This is a genomic window from Faecalibacterium sp. 9 (genome assembly GCF_048320955.1).
Classification (GTDB): Bacteria; Bacillota; Clostridia; order Oscillospirales; family Ruminococcaceae; genus Faecalibacterium; species Faecalibacterium wellingii.
Genome location: NZ_JBLWGB010000002.1, coordinates 350,056 through 367,718 on the forward strand (window position 1 = coordinate 350,056; position 17,663 = coordinate 367,718).

The window sequence follows — 17,663 nt, forward strand, 5'->3', positions numbered from 1 at the left end:
AAATGCCTACGCCTCTAAAGTACAATCCGGCGTACCACGATGACTGGGCATGGTCGCTTGCTATCAAGGGCGCAACCGATCAGGACATTGCTGATGCCTTCCATGTTTCGCGTAGGACTATCATCCGCTGGCGGCAGACGTACCCGTCGTTCGATGAAGCCTGCCAGCACGGGAAAGAAATCGCCGATGCAAAGGTGAAGCGGTCGCTGTATGAACGTGCCGTAGGCTTCGAGTATCAGGAAAAGGAAAGCGTCATCGACGTAGACCCCCGGACGGGCGAACAGAAGCCGGTGCGGGTCCGAACGCTCACCAAGAAAGCCGTCCCCGATACAATGGCGCAGATGTACTGGCTCAACAACCGATGCCGGGATGAGTTCTCCCAGACCCAGAAGGTTACGCTTGACGGAGCTGTTCAGACATCCCCGTTCGATAACCTGACGGATGATGAACTCCGCCGTTTGGCTCAAATGGACGAGGGCCTTGATGGCGACGCGGAATAATGTTTCGCCTGCCAAGCGCAAGTACCTCGGCTCCAATGCCCGGATTGCGCTGGCGAAACGGCACTACGCCGATTATGTCCAGTACGTCCACATGGGCAGGTGGAAAAGAGCCAGACACCTTGACCTCGTGTGTGAGAAGCTGGAAAGCATCATGGAGGGAAAGACCAAGCGACTGATGATATTCATGCCGCCGCGCCACGGCAAGTCCATGACCGTGACCGAAACCTTCCCCTCGTTCTATCTGGGAAAGAACCCAGAGAAGCGTGTCATCGAGATCAGCTACAGCGGCGACCTTGCCCAGCAATTCGGCAAGCGGAACCGCGATAAGGTCGAGGAGTTCGGTCCTGCGCTGTTTGGGCATACCATCTCCCAAGTGCAGGCCACCAAAACGAACTGGAACCTCGACAACGGCATGGGCGGCATGATCTCCGTTGGTATCGGCGGCTCCATCACCGGCTATGGCGCAGACCTGCTTATCGTCGATGACCCCATCAAGAACCGCGCCGAGGCTGAATCTGCCACCTACCGCGATAAGCTGTGGGACGAGTACCAGTCTACGGTGAGTACCCGACTGCACGCAGGCGGCGCTGTTATCATCATCCTTACCCGCTGGCACGAAGATGACCTTGCCGCCCGGCTCCTGAACCCGGAGTACGGCAAGGTTGAGGACTGGGACATTATCTCGCTCCCGGCCGTTTGCGAAGACCCGGCTACCGACCCTCTGGGCCGTGAGCTAGGCGAGGCGCTGTGGCCTGCAGGCGGCTACGACGAAGCATGGGCTGCACAACAGAAAGAGACCGTCGGTACATACGCATGGTCTTCTCTGTATATGCAGACCCCCACACCGAGCTCCGGCGGTATGTTCAAGAGAGAGTGGTGGAAACGCTGGGCGGCGCTGCCGTCCGGCCTGCATGACTTCATCCAGTCGTGGGACTGCACCTTCAAGGACAAGGACGGTTCAGACTTCGTTGTTGGACAGGTCTGGGCAAGGAAAGGCGCAGACCGCTATCTGCTCGATCAGGTGCGTGGCCGCATGAGCTTCACGGAAACGCTGGATGCCATGCGCGGGCTTTCCTCCAAGTGGCCCCAGACCACAAGAAAGCTGGTCGAGGACAAGGCCAACGGCACGGCGGTCATCGACGTGCTGAAGAAAGAAATCCCCGGAATCATCCCGGTGGAGCCGTTTGGTGGCAAGGTGGTCCGCGCCCATGCGACCACCGCTGTGGCTGAAGCCGGGAACGTCTACATCCCAGCGGCATCTGCCTGCCCGTGGGTGATGGACTTTGTGGAGGAAATGGCGGCGTTCCCAAGCGGTGCGCACGATGACCAAGTTGACTGCTATTCGCAGGCGAACGCCTATTACAACGACAATACGTTTGATATTCGTTCGCTGATAACGTAAGAAAAGAGGTGAATGCAATGCTGATTATTTTCTCGGTCAATGACCAGAAAATCACCCATGGCCTGAAAGGCCAGCTTGTCGCAGGCAGCGTAGACATTGTGCAGGCCGCATTCAAATTTGACAGCTCGTGGGATGAACTGGACAAGATCGTCGTCTTCACGAGCAGCGCTTGTCCCAAGCCCGTCCCGGTGCAGTTTGCCGATGAGGCGTTCTACATCCCGAAGGATGTGCTGAAGCCCGGCAAGCTCTACGTTTCCGTGGTCGGTTTCGGGCTGGACGGCCGGAAGAAAACTACGCAGAAGTGGGACATCATGCAGGCTATCACCGTTCAGAAGTGTGGCGATGGCGGCGATTGTGACCTGCTGCGATATTTGGCACAAGGTCAGGTCGCCGACGGGAAAGTCGCAAAGGACGAAGAAGTCAAAGATATGCTGGACACTGTGTTTGGCAAATCGGAAGCTCCCAAACCAGACCCCGGTGGCTCGGACTCCAATGACAAGAACGTCAGCGAGGATGACATTGCCACTGATAAGGACGTAGCCGATATGCTCAACAAAGTATTTGGCTGATGTCCTCTCGCCCTTGAAAGAGGGCCTTAATTCGTCATAGCAGCGCTGAAACTGCTGTGAAATATAATTTTGGAGGTATGCAAATGCCCGTATCCGCAAGTAAGCTTGTAACCCTCGCTCAGTTGCAGGCGCAGGCGGAGAGAGTGAAGCAGGAGCTGGCGAAGTACACGCTGGCATCCGAGCTTGGCTCCCTCGCCAAGAAGAGCGAAATTTCGGAAGCTGACCTCTCGGCTGCTCTGAAGTCCGTTATTGACGGAAAGATGGATGCAGCAGACAGCATGACGACCGAGGCAATCAACAGTGCCATCGCCACCGCCATTGCAAAGTCTGCTCATGCACGCTTCGAGAAAGTTGAGAAGGTTCCTTCCAACGATGAGGCGCAGGATAATGTGCTGTATCTGGTGATGAATGCTGCCACCGGGTACTACGACATTTACGCTAAGGTCGGTGAGAAAGTCGTCCGTCTGGATGATACCACCGTTGACCTGAGCAACTACGCGACCATCGAACAGCTGAATGCCGTTTCTGGCGGCATTGGCGGCACGGTGTATGCAGGTACGAAGGAAGACCTGTCTGCATCCGATGATTCGGTTATCGCCGCGTATTTCAAGGCGCACACCGACGTGGCCGTCAAGAAGGGCGATGTCTTCGTGGTCACGACCACCGTTGGCAACTCTACCTACGAGAAGTCCGCCTACTTCTACGACGGCAAGGCGTGGGTGGCGATGACCGGCAATGTCGATGCCGATAAGGTCATCCTGCGCGAGAACATCACGATGGCCGGTGGCTATACGCAGGTCGGCAACCTGACCAAGAGCCAGAACGGCACGGCCACTTTCTCTACCAAAGGCAAGAGCGTCATGGATGCCCTGACCGAGATTTTCAGCAAGCGGCTCCAGCCCAGCATCACCGCCCAGCCGTCCATCGGCACGTTCACGCTGACCGGTGCTGGTGCTGTTGAGGCCGGCACTAAGGTAGCTGCTGCGGCCTACTCTGGCGCAACGCTGAATGCTGGCTCCTACCAGTACGGCCCGGCCACCGGCGTTACCGCCACCAACTGGAAGGTCGAGCGTATCACCAATGCGGCCACCACGCAGGTGACTACTGCTGATGCAGCATCCCTGACCGCTGGCTCTGACAACAACGGCGGCGCTGGCTTCATCATCGGCGATGCAGGCGACAATGCCGTGTCCAGCCTGAAGTACCGCGTGACTGCAACCCACGGTGCAGGCGTGACCGCAAAGGACAATCTCGGCGCTGACTCCAGCCCGGTCGTTGCCATTGCGGCAGGTAGCAAGACCAAGGACACCGCTGCCTACACCCCGTTCCGCAACGTGTTCTACGGTGCGTCCACTGGCAAGCCTGCTCTGGACAGTACGGCTATCCGCGCACTGGGCAAGACCGGCAAGGCTTACGCCGCCGGTACGCTGACCATCAACGTCCCCGTCGGTGCGCAGCGTGTGGCGATTGCCTGCATTGCGACGGCCAAGGGTGTCACCAAGGTCATCAACGAAACCGCGATGAACGCGGATGTCACCAGCACCTTCACCAAGTCTACCGTGTCCGTCGAGGGCGCAAATGGCTATGCGGCGAAGGATTACAACGTCTGGGTCTTTGAGCCTGCTGTTGCCTATGGCAATGCCGCAGTCCTCAAGGTTACGCTGGGCTGAGAGGGGAGGAACTGAACATGGCTGTGAACAATACCGCAAAGGCATACTCCAACATGGAGTTCCCCCTGAGCATGAAACGTCAGGATGCTTTTGCTCTTGACCCGACCTGCGTCTGGCCTTCTCTGGCGGAGGCGCAGAACTATGCAAAGACGAACCCGACCGCATACATTGGTCAGGTTCTCTCCGTGGTCGCAGATGGCGTTGCTACGGCATACACCATCAAGAACGCTGCTGGCGATCTCGCCCCTCTGGGCGCTGCCGCAGTTGATATTGCGACCGATTCCGAAGTGAGCGAGATGCTGAGTGAAGTATTTCCCACCGATAACACCTGATAACGATATGGAGGAACGAACGATATGGCATACAATGAGGAAAAGCTGGCCCGCCTGAAGCACCTGAAGCAGCTCGCACAGAAAGCTAAGGCTGAGAGCGACGCTGTTGCTGCTCGTGTTAAGGCTCTGGAAGATGCTGGCGCACAGGCCAACGTGCTGGAGACCATTAAGGTCAACGGCGTGGTGCAGAGCGTCGAGGATAAGGCTGTGGACATCAAGGTTCCCGGCTACACTGTGGAGAAGTCTGAGAAGTCCGGCGACTATGCTGCTGTCTACCAGCTCATGAAGGATGGCGTTGCCGTTGGCGCGGCTATCAACATTCCGAAGGATATGGTGGTTAAGTCTGGCTCTGTTGTGACCAACCCCACCGGCCAGCCCAAAGGCACTTATATCAAGCTGGTTCTGGCAAATGCCACCAACGACACCCTGTACATTGATGTCGGCGGCCTGATCGAGTACGTTACCTCCGGCTCTGCTGCGGGTGATATGGTTGTCATCGCCATTGATGAGCAGACTCATAAGGTCACCGCATCTATCACCGACGGTGCAATCACTAAGGCAAAGCTGGAGACCGAGGTACAGACCGCCCTGAACAAGGCCCATGAGCACGCCAACAAGGCACTGCTGGACACCTACGACCAGACCAACGCCAACATCAAGGATGCCGTCGGCAAGAAGCACTCTCACGCCAATGCGGCCGAGCTGGACAAGATCGCTACCGGCGATAAGGCAAAGTGGGACGCCACCTCCACCAAGGTTGAAGGCATTGCTGAGGGTGCTACCAAGGTCGAGGCCAGCACCACCGAAGGCAATATTAAGATCAATGGCGTGGAGACCGCGGTCGTTACCATCGCCACCGACACTGAGGTCACTGAGATGCTGACCGAGGTCTTTGGCGCAACCGCCTGATAACCCATAAGTAAGAATGCAGCGGCAGGGGAATGGACTCCTGCCGCTGTTATTTTTGGAAAGGAAAGCGAACATGAGCGACAAACTCAACACGCTTGAAGCGCTTAGGCTTGCTTCTCTGAAGGCAAAGGGCTACACGGCAGAACAGATTGCAGCGTTGTCTTCTGCGATGGAAGACATCATCAAGGACATCAACGATTCACTGAAGACCTGCGAAGATCATGTACAGTCGGCTCATGCTCCTGCCAATGCGGAAGAAAACGTCATCGTTAGCATCCAGAGGAATGGGCAGGCTATCCCTCCCGACAACAAAGTCGTGAACATCGAGGTTCCGACCAAGACCTCTGCGCTGGAGAACGACTCCGGCTATGCTACGGCGGATGAAGTTCAGGAAAAGGTCAACGGGGCCGGGCATCTGAAAGCCGTCCCTGTCGATGCTCTCCCTGCGCCCAGTGAGGCCAACGCTGACACCATTTATTTCCTTCGTAAGAACAACAGTGAAGCTGGGAAGCAGTACAGAGCGTACAAGCTCATCCACGGCATCTTTGAAATCGTCGGCTCTGCCGAGGTGGACCTCACCAGCTATGCTACACGGGAAAGTGTGGCAAAGGCGGATGATGACCTCATCAAGGGCATCTACAACAACATGACCGCAAGCAGCGAGAAGTATCTGGGCAGCGGGAACCTGCTGCTGTTCTGGACGCTTCTGAAAAGCCTGCTCAATGGCCATGAGTCCAGCATCAACGACCTGCTGGCCCGCGTGAAGCTGCTGGAGCTGATTCTGAGCGCTGATGTTACCGGCAATCCATACTATGTCACCTTCAACACCCTGACGGATGTTGTGGTATCCTCTGGCATCTGGAACGAGTCGGATGGACGCATTGAATTTTAACAGGAAGGAGGAAGCGCAATGCACATACCTGAAGATGAGGCCGAGCGTCGGCGCTTGAATGAGCGTGGCCGTGAAATCCTCCGGCGGAAGAACGGCGCTGTGCGTCCGCATCGTGAGGATGGCTATGTGAACCTCCTGAACAAGTACGGAACCAAGCAGGACAACTCCGAGGCGTACAAGTTTGAACGGGAGCCGGTCATCCCTGATATGCAGCTCACCGGGCTGTATGAGGGCAACGGGCTGTTCTCCAAAATCATTGATACGCCTGCCGAGGAAGCGCTGAAGCATGGCTTCGACCTGAACCTGAAAAGCGACGAGTTGAACGCCTTTGTGGAAGACGCTCTGGATGATCTCGAATGGGAAGAGAGAGCCGCCACCGCAATCAAGTGGGCGCGGCTCTACGGTGGTGCTCTTATCGTCATGCTGATCGACGATGGGCGCGGGCTGGAGGAGCCTGTTGACTGGGAACATATCCGTAGCATTGATGAGCTGCGCGTCTATGAGCGCTCCATCGTGCAGCCTGACTACGCCAGCCTGTACCAGCAGGACTACGGCGGGAAGGGCGTTGGGAACCGGGTGTCCAAGTTCGGACAGCCGGAATATTACTATGTTTCCAGCATCTACGGTTCCTTCAAGGTCCATGAGAGCCGATGTCTGGTGTTCCGCAACGGCGTTCTGCCGGAGCAGACCTCCAATGCAACCTACCTGTTCTGGGGTATGCCTGAATACGTCCGCATTCGCCGGGCGTTGCGGGAAACCGTAACAGCCCACACCGACAGCGTGAAGCTGCTGGAGCGGAGCGTGCAGGCTATCTACAGCATGAAGGGCCTTGCCTCTCTGCTGACCACGGATGACGGCGAGAACCAAGTGCTGAAGCGCCTACAGCTTGTAGACACTTCCCGTGGTCTGCTGAACAGCATCGCCATTGACTCCGAGGGAGAGCAGTACGACTTCAAGACGTTCCAGTTTTCCGGCGTCAAGGATGTCATCGACGCGACCTGCAATATGCTGTCCGCGCTAACGAACATCCCCCAGACGATTCTGTTTGGCCGTTCACCGGCCGGCATGAACGCCACCGGCGACAGTGACTTCGAGAGCTATTACAACTTTGTGGAGAAGATTCAGCGCTTGATGCTGAAGCGTAACCTCCGCACACTGCTGGACGTTGTGTTCCGGGCGGGCATCGCTTCAGGCGATGTGGCCGAGGAACCCGACTACAAACTGGAGTTCAAGCCCCTGTGGAGCCTGAGCGACACAGAGCAGGCCGCAGTTGACCAGACCAAGGCTCAGACCGCTCTGGTCAAGGCCCAGACTGCGCAGGCATACGTCGATATGCAGGCGCTCGACCCCACCGAGGTGCGCCGCCGCCTTGCGTCCGATGAGGAGTTTGATGTCGAAGACATCATCTCCGAGGATGACGAGGATGATCTGTTACAGTCGTTGCTGGGTACTGAGCCGAGCACCATGAGCGACGTGGAAGCCGCCCAGAAGAACATTGAGCAGGGGCAGGCTCCGGGCGGCAAGGAACAGAGCGCTGCCGTAGTACCTACGGCCACTCCGCCGACCACCAATGCCGATGCCGCCGACACTGACCGCGGTGTCGGCGTTCTTGTTGTGCAGGATGGCCGGTTTCTCTGCGGAACTCGCCTGAAGGGCGGCTCTGTTGGTGGACCGGGTGGACATATCGAGGCGGGGGAGTCCCCGGAAGATGCAGCCATCCGCGAAACACAGGAGGAGTTCGGCATCACGCCGAAAGACCTCATGCCGGTAGCCTTCCTGAGCGACCTGAAACCGCCGTACTGCCCGTCCCATGTGTTTCTCTGCACGGATTTTGACGGCAGCATCCGGTGCGCTGATGGCGAGATGACCTCTCCGGGGTTCATCACCGCCGAAAAGGTGGCCGAGCTGTCCACTCAGAATCCGGAACGTCTGTTCCCGCCGTTTGCCCAGAGCATCACCGCGCTGCTCGACGTTTTATCGTCAAATCCCGGTTTGACATCGGATGCACAAAATGCTAAGATGAAAGATAGGATGGACTTCAACGAAGCCGACCACCCACGGGATGAAAACGGGCAGTTCGCAGAGGGCGAGGGTAGCAGCTCTGGCTCCACCGAAAGCGGGCCTGCGGTATCTCCCGAAGGCGAAAACGTCCCCTGCACTGGGTTTGCTTCTCCTGCAAGGCTTGAAGATCATGCCACCCGCCACGGGTTGGCTGAGATGGGCTTTGCGACGAAAGAGGAATACCAGCAGAATGGCATCGACTTTCTGAAGCAGCCTTGTGGCGGCGATGTTATTGGTTATGCTCGGCCTGATGGCGTAGTTGTTCGGTTCAACACCAAAACGACAGAGTACGCAACCGGTGTTCCCGGTGGGCCGCTTAAAACCTACATGAAAGCCAAGTGTAACCGAAAGACTGGCGAGGAACGACCCGAAGTCGCCATGAAGTATTACGAGTTCAACAGGGAAAAGGACCTGAAGGAGGTAGACGATGAGCAAGGCAGTTAAATGCCCGGTATGCGGGCAGACCGAACTTGTCGATGACGGCGATGTCTGCGATGTCTGCAAGTGGTTCCATGACCGCTATCAGGAGGAGTTTCCCGATGAGGAGGACTGCGAGAACCACATGAGCCTGAACCAAGCCCGCGAGGCATGGAAGAACGGGCAGAAGGTAGAGTGATTGCAATGTACAACTTCATTGCAATCTACCGGTTGCTGGAGGATGCCGGATATATCGAGGTCTTCGGCCATAGAACGAGGATAACCCTTCGTGGACTGGAGTATCTACAACAGAATAGCCTGATGCAGCGAGCCGTAAGCCTCATGTGAGGTTTGTGGCTTTTCTGCTGTGTAAGAGCGATGGGAAACCACCGCTCTTTTTCTTTGCCCGAATTTCCCATCTCAAAACGGAACGGAGATAGATTATGAACAAGGTTACGATTTTTAAGTACGAAGAAAACAAGCCGGTGCGAATCATGAACATCAACGGTGAGCCGTGGTTTGCCCTGAAGGACGTGTGCGAGGTGCTGGGCATGGATTCTACCCAGTTGAAAAAAGTAGCCGACCGTCTGGAAGAGGACGAAAAGGGGCGTACTCAGATTACGACCCCCGGCGGAGCACAGGAGAGTTGGATTATCAGCGAGTCCGGCCTGTACAACGTCATCCTGCGCAGCGATAAGCCAGAGGCCAAACCCTTCCGCAAGTGGGTCACGGCCGTGGTGCTGCCCAGCATCCGCAAGAATGGCGGCTACATTGCCGGGCAGGAGGAGCTTTCCCCGCAGGAGCTTATGGCAAAGGCCCTGCTGGTGGCGCAGAAGACCCTGACCGACCGCGATGCCCGCATCAAGGAGCTGACGGCGCAGAACCAGATCATGCAGCCGAAGGCTGAGTATTTTGACGAGCTGGTGGCCCGGAACCTGCTGACCAACTTCCGCGAAACCGCCAAGGAGCTGGGCATCAAGGAGAAGGACTTCGTAGGCTGGCTGTTGGAACACAAGTACATCTACCGCGACCAGAAGAACAAGCTGATGCCGTATGCGGCAAAAAACAACGGCCTGTTCGAGGTGAAGGAACGCACGGGCCGGCACAACGACTGGGCCGGGACCCAGACGCTCATCACCCCGAAGGGCCGTGAAACCTTCCGCCTGCTGTGCAAGGAACCGCCTGCTTTACCGCGGTTCACTGCATTGTAAACCGGCATCAAGGCGATTGTAAACCAAAAAAGAACCGCTTTTCCACCGCAATCGCCGAAATGGTCGTAAAACGCAGGCCCAAAATTCGCCTATTCTTAGAATAAATTCAATCAAATTTGGATAAATATTCAAAAATGGCCGAAAACAGGCCAAAATCCGCAGGAACGTCCACCGGACAATCCGGCGGAGCGTCCGACTATAACCGTACCTTACCCAACCAAACCGTAACCTGTTGTCAAATTTTCACTTCGTTCAAATTTGCCAACGGTGCGGGCGCGGGGCCGAGCATCAGGCAGGGGCTTTTCGCAACTGCCGCGAATAAAGCCATCCAGCGGCTTTCAACCCTCTGACACAAAATTATCCCACAAGCACATTTGGGACGTTTCCCGGCACTCATCAGAAGTTCTCAGAGGGCATTAAGCCATAATCTCAACTGCGGCGGTGCAAATCGCCGCTTTTTTGCTGTTCAGAACCAGAAAAGGAGGCGAAAACAGTGAATGATACCGTCCACGGACACATGGTACAAGACCTGCTCCGCCACCGCTTCGGCAGTCACGATAACCTGATATGCAAATATTCATCCAAGTACCCTGTGCAGGCGGAACGCGAGTTCCAGCGGCTCACCAATGCCTACATCCGTATCTTGAACGAACTGCTGAAGGAGTATCTGCCGGAGATCAGAGACGCGGCTCGCGCAGAGCGTGAAGCTGGTCAGCGCCATGATGACGCTTCAGACCTGATTGCAAAGGTCAAAACGGTTTTCTCCAAGATGACCGTGGAGCTGGAGCGGCGCACCTCTATGTTTGGCCTGCGCAGCAAGATCGAGTCTATGGCAAAGCTCACGCGGAAGTTGAGCATCCGGGAGTGGAAGAAGGCCGTCAAGTCCACGCTGGGCATCGACCTGATGGATGACTACTACACCGGCGAGCTGTACAGAACGATGATGGAACGCTGGGTCGAGGATAACGTGGCGCTCATCAAGACCATCCCGCAGGAAAGTCTGGGGCGTATGCGCCAGATCGTGCTGGAGGGCTATCGGAACGGCGAAACCACGACGGCCATCGTCAAGCAGATTCAGCGGACGTACAGCGTAGACCGGCGGCACGCCAAACTGCTTGCCCGCGACCAGATCGCCAAGCTGAACGGTGACATCACCCAGCAGCAACAGCAGGACGCAGGCGTGGTGGAGTACGTCTGGTCAACCTCTGGCGATAGCCGCGTCCGCCCAAGCCATGCTGCGCTGAACCATAAGCGGTTCCGCTGGGATGACCCGCCGGTGGTCGATGAAAAGACCGGGCGGCGCTGTCACCCCGGCAAAGACTACCAGTGCCGCTGCTGCGCACTGCCGGTCTTCAACATCAAAACCGTTGACCTGCCGGTCACGAAAGGGGGCGATGGCCGTGGATGAAACCATCCTGTAAGACCTGAGAGGGGAGTTGTTCAACATGGAAAACGATATGAAGGTTCAGCGCTTTGACAGCCTGCCGCTGGATGCCACCTACTTCACAGATGAGGGCTACCTTGTAGACCACCCCATCGTGACATCGGTGGGCATTTTTGTTTATCACAACCCGGACGGTTCCGAGCGCCGGGAGCTGCGGTTGCCTGAAGAAGTCTTTGCTGAAAAGAGCCTTGCGTCCTACAAGGGGAAGCCCATCATCGTAACGCATGATGCTGGCTACGTTGACACCGACAACGTGAAAGAGGAGAGCATCGGCACGATTTTGTCGGAGGGCTACCGGGACGGCGATGATGTCCGTGCAGAAATCATCATCCACGACACCGACAGCCTGAAAAAGTACAAAATGCGTGAGCTGTCCTGCGGCTACAACCTGCGTCTGGACGAAACGCCCGGTGTCTGGGAGGGGCAACCCTATGATGCCATTCAGCGGGACATCGAAATCAACCATCTTGCCCTTGTCGATAAGGCGAGGGCTGGTGAACAGGCCCGGCTCAACATTGATGGGCAGGGCCACGACTGCATGAAAGGAGAAAAACTGAACATGGAAAAAACCACCAAGAGAACCGACGGTGCGCCCACCCCGGAGGAGCTGGCCGCTGCTGTGGAGGCGTTCAAGAAACGCCGTGCAGAGCGTTCTGGCGCTGCGACCGATGGCGGCGCTGCCGCAGAGCCGACCGCTGCACCGGGCGTTGCCGACAATGACCCCGCTGCTGCTCAGGATAAGCCTGATGCCGTGCAGATGGTCAAGGACCGCCGTGACCGCCGCGATTCTGAAGGTGACCCCGCCGATATGCCCGGCGCAATGGGTGTGATCGCACAGCAGGATGAGGACATCGACACTCTGCTGGGCATTATCGATGTTCTGAAGGCCGCTGGCACGACCACTGACGGCGCTGAGGGCGGCTGCGGCAACACTCAGACCGATGGCGACGGCGAGGGCGCTGAAGGCAACGCTGATGAAGGCGGCGACACCGCACAGGATAAGAAAGACCGCGCAGATTCCGACAATGACTTCCGTGAGCTGCTGTACGTTGTCCGTGTCGGCGACCGCCTGAACATGGATGGTCTGGAGGCAATGAGTGTCAAGGATGCCAAGAAGGCCGTTCTGGGCAAGCTGAAGCCCACACTGCATCTGGATGGCAAGAGCGCTGCCTATGTCAACGCAGCGTTCGACATGGCCGTTTCCGAGATGAAGGAGCGCAAGGATACCAACTATCAGCGTTCCCAGATGATGCACGGCGATGGCAAGCCCCCTGTGAAGCAGACTGGCTCCGCTTCCGAGGCTCGCCAGCGCATGATCGACCGCAGAATGAAGAAGGAGGAAAAGTAAGATGGGTGTTCAGAAAACCTACAGTTACGCAACCAGCAAGGGCGTTGCGGGCGGCATCTACGATATGTTCCACTACCCGGTGGACTCCCGTTTCAACGAAGAGGCGACCGGCAAGCTGCATTTCGGTGTCGGCGTTGTCACTGGCAAGGTTCCGGGCAGCGGCGTTGCGCTGCCGACCAGTGCAAGCACTGCTGATAACTTCGAGGGCGTTGTCATCAACGGCTTCGACCGCCAGCAGGATTTGGAGGGTAAGCTCTACGTCCTGAACAACCAGAATGTTGGCGTTATGCGCCGTGGCCGCGTCTGGGTGCGTCTGGCAACCGGCACTACACCCGCCTATGGTGATGCCCTGCACATGATCGTGGAAGGCGATGAAGCAGGCTGCTTCGCAAAGGAGGGCGGCATCGCAATTCCCGGTCGCTTCATCGGTGCGGCCAGCAATGGCGTTGCGCCGGTGGAGCTGTACGGCGTTCCTGCCGCAAGCGGCGCTGACGGTCATGCTGCATCCACCGACGATGCCAAGCCTACTGTCTGAGAGAAGGAGGACAAAATCAGATGAACACTAACCAGAAATCCATGAGATACGACCAGAACGACTACGATGCTCTGCTGCACTCCAAGATTCCGGCCGCTCTGGTCGAAACCCCGCAGATGAACTTCGATGACGCCAGCGATGCCTCCGTGTTCTTCGCCCGTGAGCTGGATTACGTCAAATCCCAGTCCTACGATGTGGAGTACCCGGAGTTCACCGCGCTGAAGCTGTTCCCGGTCTCCAGCGAGATCAACCCCGGAGCCGAGACCGTCACCTACTACAGCTACGATAAGACCGGCATGGCGAAGATTATCAGCAACTACGCCACCGATCTGCCCCGGGCTGACGTGAAGGGTAAGCCCACCACTGCCATCATCAAGTCTCTGGGCGACAGCTACGGCTACTCCATTCAGGAAATGCGTGCCTCTGCTATGGCGGGTAAGTCTCTGGATGCCCGCAAGGCCGAGTCCGCCCGCTATCAGATCGACTACCTGAACAACAAGATCGCGTGGAACGGCGATGCCGAGACCGGCCTGCGCGGCGTTCTGTCCAAGGACAACGATGTGCCGCTGTACGTCCCTGCGGCCGGCGCAAAGGGTTCTACCAAGTGGGCAGACAAGACCGAGGACGAGATTCTGGCCGACATCACCGGTATGCTGAAGCAGGTCGCCCGCACCACCAAGAAGGTGGAGAAGCCGGACACTCTGGCCCTGCCTTCCGAGGCGTATATCGAGATTCAGAACCGTCGTATCGAAAGCACTGCCACCACCGTGCTGAAGTACGTTCAGGACAATATCAAGGATATTGCCCGTATCGTCTCCTGCCCGGAGCTGGACCCCGACAGTGTGGATACCAACCCCTATGCGGCAGAAAGCGATGGCAAGGGCGTTGCGCTGCTGTTCAAGAACGACCCCCGCAAGTTCACCATCGAGAACCCGCTGTCCTTCATGCAGTATCCCGTGCAGCCTGAAGGTCTGGAGATGGTCGTTCCCTGCGAGGCCCGCACCGCAGGCGCTATCATCTACTACCCCATGTCCATGCTGATTGCTACTGGCATCTGCTGATTCACCTGTGGAGCTGCCGTACGTTTGTGCGGCGGCTCCTATCTTTTTGTAAAGGAGCCATGATATGAAACTGAAGAATATCGGAAACAAAATCATCAGCATCGGCGCTACCGTGATCCTGCCGGGTGAAGCCAAGGAAGTCACCGGCTATGATGACAACGAAATCGTGAAGTTCTTCATCAGGCAGGGAAACCTGTCCGAGGTCAAGAGCCGCACTGCTGCGAAGGAGAAATAAGTCATGGAAGATGCCGTCAGAATTTTCAGGCTGGTTGCCACCGAGTTCGACGTGCTGAACGATGAGACCGTTGAGGCATGGCTGAACCTCACAGCGCCGCTCATCAGCAAGAAGGTGTTCGGGAAGCTGTATGACCAAGCCATCGCACTCCTGACGGCACATCGCCTGAAAATGGCCGGCTATGGCGACAACCAGTACGGAAGCGTAGGCGACGCTCTGCGCGTTGGAAGCTACACTGAAGGCGAAACGTCTGTCAGCTTCAACGTAAATCAGGGAACCAACCTGATGGCAGATGCCGAACTGGCGCTGACTCCCTATGGTCTGGAGTATTTGACGCTGCGGCGGCTGGTCGTGATCTCGATTCGCTCAGCGGGTGAGTGCCGATGACTGGCGGGTGGGACCGGCTGACCCCGGAAGGGGAAAAGTTCTTCCGCCAAATTGATGAGCTTCAGGACAAGGAAGTTTTTGTTGGATTTCAGGCTGGCAAGGTCACAGACGACCGGGGCGTTGATATGGCTCAAATAGCTATGTGGAACGAACTGGGAACTTCGACCGCGCCGTCCCGGCCATTTCTGCGCAAGAGCGTTGATGAGAATGCTGACCCCATCAATGCCATGTGCGCACAGCAGCTAAAGGCTATTACTGCTGGCGGAACGGCCGAGCAAAGCCTGAAGCAAATTGGCGTATTCGGCGTGGGCTTAGTTCAAGAGAAAATCGAGAGCGGCAGCTATGAACCGAACGCGCCCTCCACCATCCGCAAGAAGAAATCGGACAAACCGCTGATCGACACCGGCAGAATGCGGCAGTCCGTCAAATACGTCATTCGCAAGAAAGGAAGTGGTTGATATGGGGCTGGGCATTTTTCGCAGAGCATTTGTTGTGCGTCGCTTCGGCGAGGAGAACATTGTCGATGGTTATGGGGTTTCCGGGTATAAAGACTTCATCACGTCCCTGAATGTTCAGCCGCTCTCCAAAGATGAGCTTCAGGCGCTCCCGGAAGGTGAGAACACCGTAAAGCGCATGAAGGCTTTCGGTGATCTCGTTTTCCATACCGCAGACCGCTCTGTCGGCCGCAGAGCCGACTGGCTTTTCTATCAGGGGCGGATGGACCCGGAAGGACACTGGTATGAATGTGTCAGCTCGCTGGGGTGGGACCACACGATGGTGGGTCACTGCCGCAGCGAGTTTGTTCAGGTTTCAGCAGCAGAGGCCAACCGTATGCCGCGCCCTGAAATCCGAGCAGATGGGAAAGGTGGGTATTGCTGCGTATGACGCTTGCCGAGCTGAAGAAGCTGCTTGTGCAGCTCACCCAAACGTACTTTGCTGGAGCGACCGTGACGTATGCCAAGCAGAGCTTTGTAGCAAAGCCCGGCAGTCCACTGGTCACGCTGACCACCGGCTCCGTCAACCGGTCGAGAAACCCGCCGGTCAAAATCATTGAAGGCACACCGGTAGCCTTTTATCCTGCATCTGTTCCTGTGCAGATTGATCTGTTCACGCATGGCAGGCAGGAAGAAGTGGCACCGGGCTTCACCCCCATTGCCGAAAACACGGCTGAAGATGATATGCTGGCCTTTGAGAGTTTCCTGAACTCCCCGTTCGTAACACAGTGGTGTCACCAGCATGACATCGCCATTGTCGTTCCTACGGCAGTTCAGGATTTGACCGATTTGGTGCATGATACCAACTACGAGTTCCGGGCAATGCTGGAAATCGCGGTTTATTTCACCATGACGGCCATCGGCATTACCGGAACGCTGGACATCGACAGCGTGAAGCATTCCGATGGCGAAGATGACATCCAAGCTGATGATGTCATCAACATTGAGCCGCAGGTAACCCCGACACCCAGCGGCGGCGGCAGTTCGGAGATGACTGCCCATGAGGGCGAATATTTCACGAATGCCGAGATAAATAACCGACTTGCAAAGGAGGAAAAAGATATATGAGCAATAGCCTCGATAGGATTTGTACCGTTGACATCTCGCTGGCGTCCCCCATCTCCAACGATGCCAACTTCGACAATATCCTGATTCTGGGTCCTGCCCCTGCAAATCCGACTGGGGATGTACCTGCCATCGGCGTGTACAACAGTCTGGAGGAGCTGACGGCGCTGGGCATCATCGCCACCGGCGAACGCGCTGACCCTGTTGGCGTAGCTGCGCGGGTGGCTTTTTCGCAGTCTCCCAGACCCCACGAGGTCTATGTTGCCTTTATGGGCGACATCGTGGACAAAGAGAGCGAAAACGCTGCATTGCAGACCGTAAGCGCCGTTCTGGAGAACGCGCTGGCCGTCAATGGCTGGTACTGCATCTGCCCGGTCGGTCTGGCAGATGAAAAAGTCAAGGAAATCATCCAGTGGACCGAAACCCAGAACAAGCTGTGCGGTTACATCGACAAGGACCCGGATAAACCCATTGTGGATGCCGGCCTTTATCTGCGCAGCTTCCCGTTCTTCCCGAAAGAAACGGCAGACCAGTTGGAGAACGACATCCCGGCTGAGAACCTGTACGGCATGGCTGTAGCTGCGGCCGTCAAGGCGATGAACTACCACGCCGGTCAGGAAACGTGGGCGCTGATGCCGCTTGCGACCGTTTCTCCTGCAAAGCTGACCAGCACGTTTATCAAGAAACTGGAGGCTGCAAATTTCAACTACGTCATTACCGTGGCATCCAAGAACATCACGCAGGGCGGCAAGACCGGCGGCGGTGAGTGGATTGATGTTATCCGCTTCCGCGACTGGCTCCAGAACGATATGCAGGTTCGTGTCGTGAACCTGCTCATCGTCAACCCGAAGATTCCCTACACCGACAACGGCATCGGCCTTGTTGAGAACCAGATGCTTGCATCCCTGAAGGACGGCCAGAAGTACGGCGGCATTGCTCCTACGGAGTATGATGCAGACGGTAATGCTATTCCGGGCTACACCACGTCTGTGCCGCTGGCAGCAGACCTGACCAGCGCCCAGAAGGCATCCCGTATCCTGAAGGACTGCAAGTTCTCTGCCCGCATTGCTGGTGCTATCCATGTGGTGGAAATCAAGGGTTGCCTGACCTACGAGAAGCTGTAAGGGAGGG

General features: G+C 56.8%; 21 protein-coding genes. All 21 read left to right on the forward strand.

What is annotated here, in order from left to right:
* The first annotated feature begins 2 nt into the window (after positions 1 to 2).
* Entirely contained in the window at positions 3 to 500 is a 498-nt protein-coding gene (locus ACKXF9_RS10250; protein WP_418266104.1) for a helix-turn-helix domain-containing protein, read from the forward strand.
* Positions 484 to 1,902 carry a phage terminase large subunit gene (terL, locus tag ACKXF9_RS10255; RefSeq protein WP_154276197.1) on the forward strand — a complete coding sequence of 473 codons (1,419 nt, stop codon included), beginning with the start codon at positions 484 to 486 and terminating at the stop codon, positions 1,900 to 1,902. The genes ACKXF9_RS10250 and terL overlap by 17 nt, the downstream gene beginning before the upstream one ends.
* A 17-nt stretch (positions 1,903 to 1,919) precedes the next feature.
* Complete coding sequence (locus ACKXF9_RS10260; protein WP_418266105.1) at positions 1,920 to 2,471, forward strand: hypothetical protein; 552 nt, start codon at positions 1,920 to 1,922, stop codon at positions 2,469 to 2,471.
* A gap of 83 nt (positions 2,472 to 2,554) precedes the next feature.
* Positions 2,555 to 4,141: a hypothetical protein gene (locus tag ACKXF9_RS10265; protein WP_418266106.1), complete on the forward strand. Its 1,587-nt coding sequence runs from the start codon at positions 2,555 to 2,557 to the stop codon at positions 4,139 to 4,141.
* Between the two features lie 17 nt (positions 4,142 to 4,158).
* Positions 4,159 to 4,473, forward strand: a complete 315-nt coding sequence (locus ACKXF9_RS10270; protein ID WP_418266107.1) for a hypothetical protein — start codon at positions 4,159 to 4,161, stop codon at positions 4,471 to 4,473.
* 24 nt (positions 4,474 to 4,497) lie between these two features.
* The gene (locus tag ACKXF9_RS10275; protein WP_418266108.1) at positions 4,498 to 5,382 is read left to right on the forward strand and encodes a hypothetical protein; all 885 of its coding nucleotides are present in this window, start codon (positions 4,498 to 4,500) and stop codon (positions 5,380 to 5,382) included.
* A gap of 73 nt (positions 5,383 to 5,455) precedes the next feature.
* A complete protein-coding gene (locus tag ACKXF9_RS10280) occupies positions 5,456 to 6,274 on the forward strand; it encodes a hypothetical protein (RefSeq protein ID WP_418266109.1) in 819 nt (272 codons plus the stop codon).
* 18 nt (positions 6,275 to 6,292) lie between these two features.
* Positions 6,293 to 8,779, forward strand: a complete 2,487-nt coding sequence (locus tag ACKXF9_RS10285; RefSeq protein WP_418266110.1) for an anti-CBASS protein Acb1 family protein — start codon at positions 6,293 to 6,295, stop codon at positions 8,777 to 8,779.
* Positions 8,763 to 8,951 (forward strand): CPCC family cysteine-rich protein, encoded by a 189-nt coding sequence (locus tag ACKXF9_RS10290; protein WP_418266111.1) that lies wholly within the window; start codon positions 8,763 to 8,765, stop codon positions 8,949 to 8,951. Before ACKXF9_RS10285 ends, ACKXF9_RS10290 begins: the two co-directional genes overlap by 17 nt.
* Positions 8,952 to 8,956: 5 nt before the next feature.
* The gene (locus ACKXF9_RS10295) at positions 8,957 to 9,100 is read left to right on the forward strand and encodes a YjcQ family protein (RefSeq protein ID WP_418266112.1); all 144 of its coding nucleotides are present in this window, start codon (positions 8,957 to 8,959) and stop codon (positions 9,098 to 9,100) included.
* A 95-nt stretch (positions 9,101 to 9,195) separates the two neighbouring features.
* Positions 9,196 to 9,963 (forward strand): phage antirepressor KilAC domain-containing protein, encoded by a 768-nt coding sequence (locus ACKXF9_RS10300; RefSeq protein ID WP_418266113.1) that lies wholly within the window; start codon positions 9,196 to 9,198, stop codon positions 9,961 to 9,963.
* Between the two features lie 493 nt (positions 9,964 to 10,456).
* Positions 10,457 to 11,371, forward strand: coding sequence for a minor capsid protein (locus ACKXF9_RS10305; protein WP_418266114.1), 915 nt, complete (start codon positions 10,457 to 10,459; stop codon positions 11,369 to 11,371).
* A 37-nt stretch (positions 11,372 to 11,408) separates the two neighbouring features.
* Positions 11,409 to 12,755, forward strand: coding sequence for a DUF2213 domain-containing protein (locus tag ACKXF9_RS10310; RefSeq protein ID WP_418266115.1), 1,347 nt, complete (start codon positions 11,409 to 11,411; stop codon positions 12,753 to 12,755).
* A gap of 1 nt (position 12,756) precedes the next feature.
* Positions 12,757 to 13,290: a structural cement protein Gp24 gene (locus tag ACKXF9_RS10315; RefSeq protein WP_223454224.1), complete on the forward strand. Its 534-nt coding sequence runs from the start codon at positions 12,757 to 12,759 to the stop codon at positions 13,288 to 13,290.
* Between the two features lie 20 nt (positions 13,291 to 13,310).
* Positions 13,311 to 14,351 carry a DUF2184 domain-containing protein gene (locus ACKXF9_RS10320; protein WP_223454226.1) on the forward strand — a complete coding sequence of 347 codons (1,041 nt, stop codon included), beginning with the start codon at positions 13,311 to 13,313 and terminating at the stop codon, positions 14,349 to 14,351.
* Between the two features lie 64 nt (positions 14,352 to 14,415).
* Positions 14,416 to 14,586 carry a hypothetical protein gene (locus tag ACKXF9_RS10325; RefSeq protein ID WP_223454228.1) on the forward strand — a complete coding sequence of 57 codons (171 nt, stop codon included), beginning with the start codon at positions 14,416 to 14,418 and terminating at the stop codon, positions 14,584 to 14,586.
* A 3-nt stretch (positions 14,587 to 14,589) separates the two neighbouring features.
* Entirely contained in the window at positions 14,590 to 14,973 is a 384-nt protein-coding gene (locus ACKXF9_RS10330) for a DUF4054 domain-containing protein (RefSeq protein WP_097780276.1), read from the forward strand.
* A complete protein-coding gene (locus ACKXF9_RS10335; RefSeq protein WP_118527170.1) occupies positions 14,970 to 15,431 on the forward strand; it encodes a hypothetical protein in 462 nt (153 codons plus the stop codon). Before ACKXF9_RS10330 ends, ACKXF9_RS10335 begins: the two co-directional genes overlap by 4 nt.
* A gap of 1 nt (position 15,432) precedes the next feature.
* Positions 15,433 to 15,858 (forward strand): hypothetical protein, encoded by a 426-nt coding sequence (locus ACKXF9_RS10340; RefSeq protein WP_223454231.1) that lies wholly within the window; start codon positions 15,433 to 15,435, stop codon positions 15,856 to 15,858.
* Complete coding sequence (locus tag ACKXF9_RS10345) at positions 15,855 to 16,535, forward strand: hypothetical protein (protein ID WP_418266116.1); 681 nt, start codon at positions 15,855 to 15,857, stop codon at positions 16,533 to 16,535. Before ACKXF9_RS10340 ends, ACKXF9_RS10345 begins: the two co-directional genes overlap by 4 nt.
* Positions 16,532 to 17,656 carry a DUF3383 family protein gene (locus ACKXF9_RS10350; RefSeq protein WP_418266117.1) on the forward strand — a complete coding sequence of 375 codons (1,125 nt, stop codon included), beginning with the start codon at positions 16,532 to 16,534 and terminating at the stop codon, positions 17,654 to 17,656. The genes ACKXF9_RS10345 and ACKXF9_RS10350 overlap by 4 nt, the downstream gene beginning before the upstream one ends.
* The last annotated feature ends 7 nt before the right edge of the window (positions 17,657 to 17,663 follow it).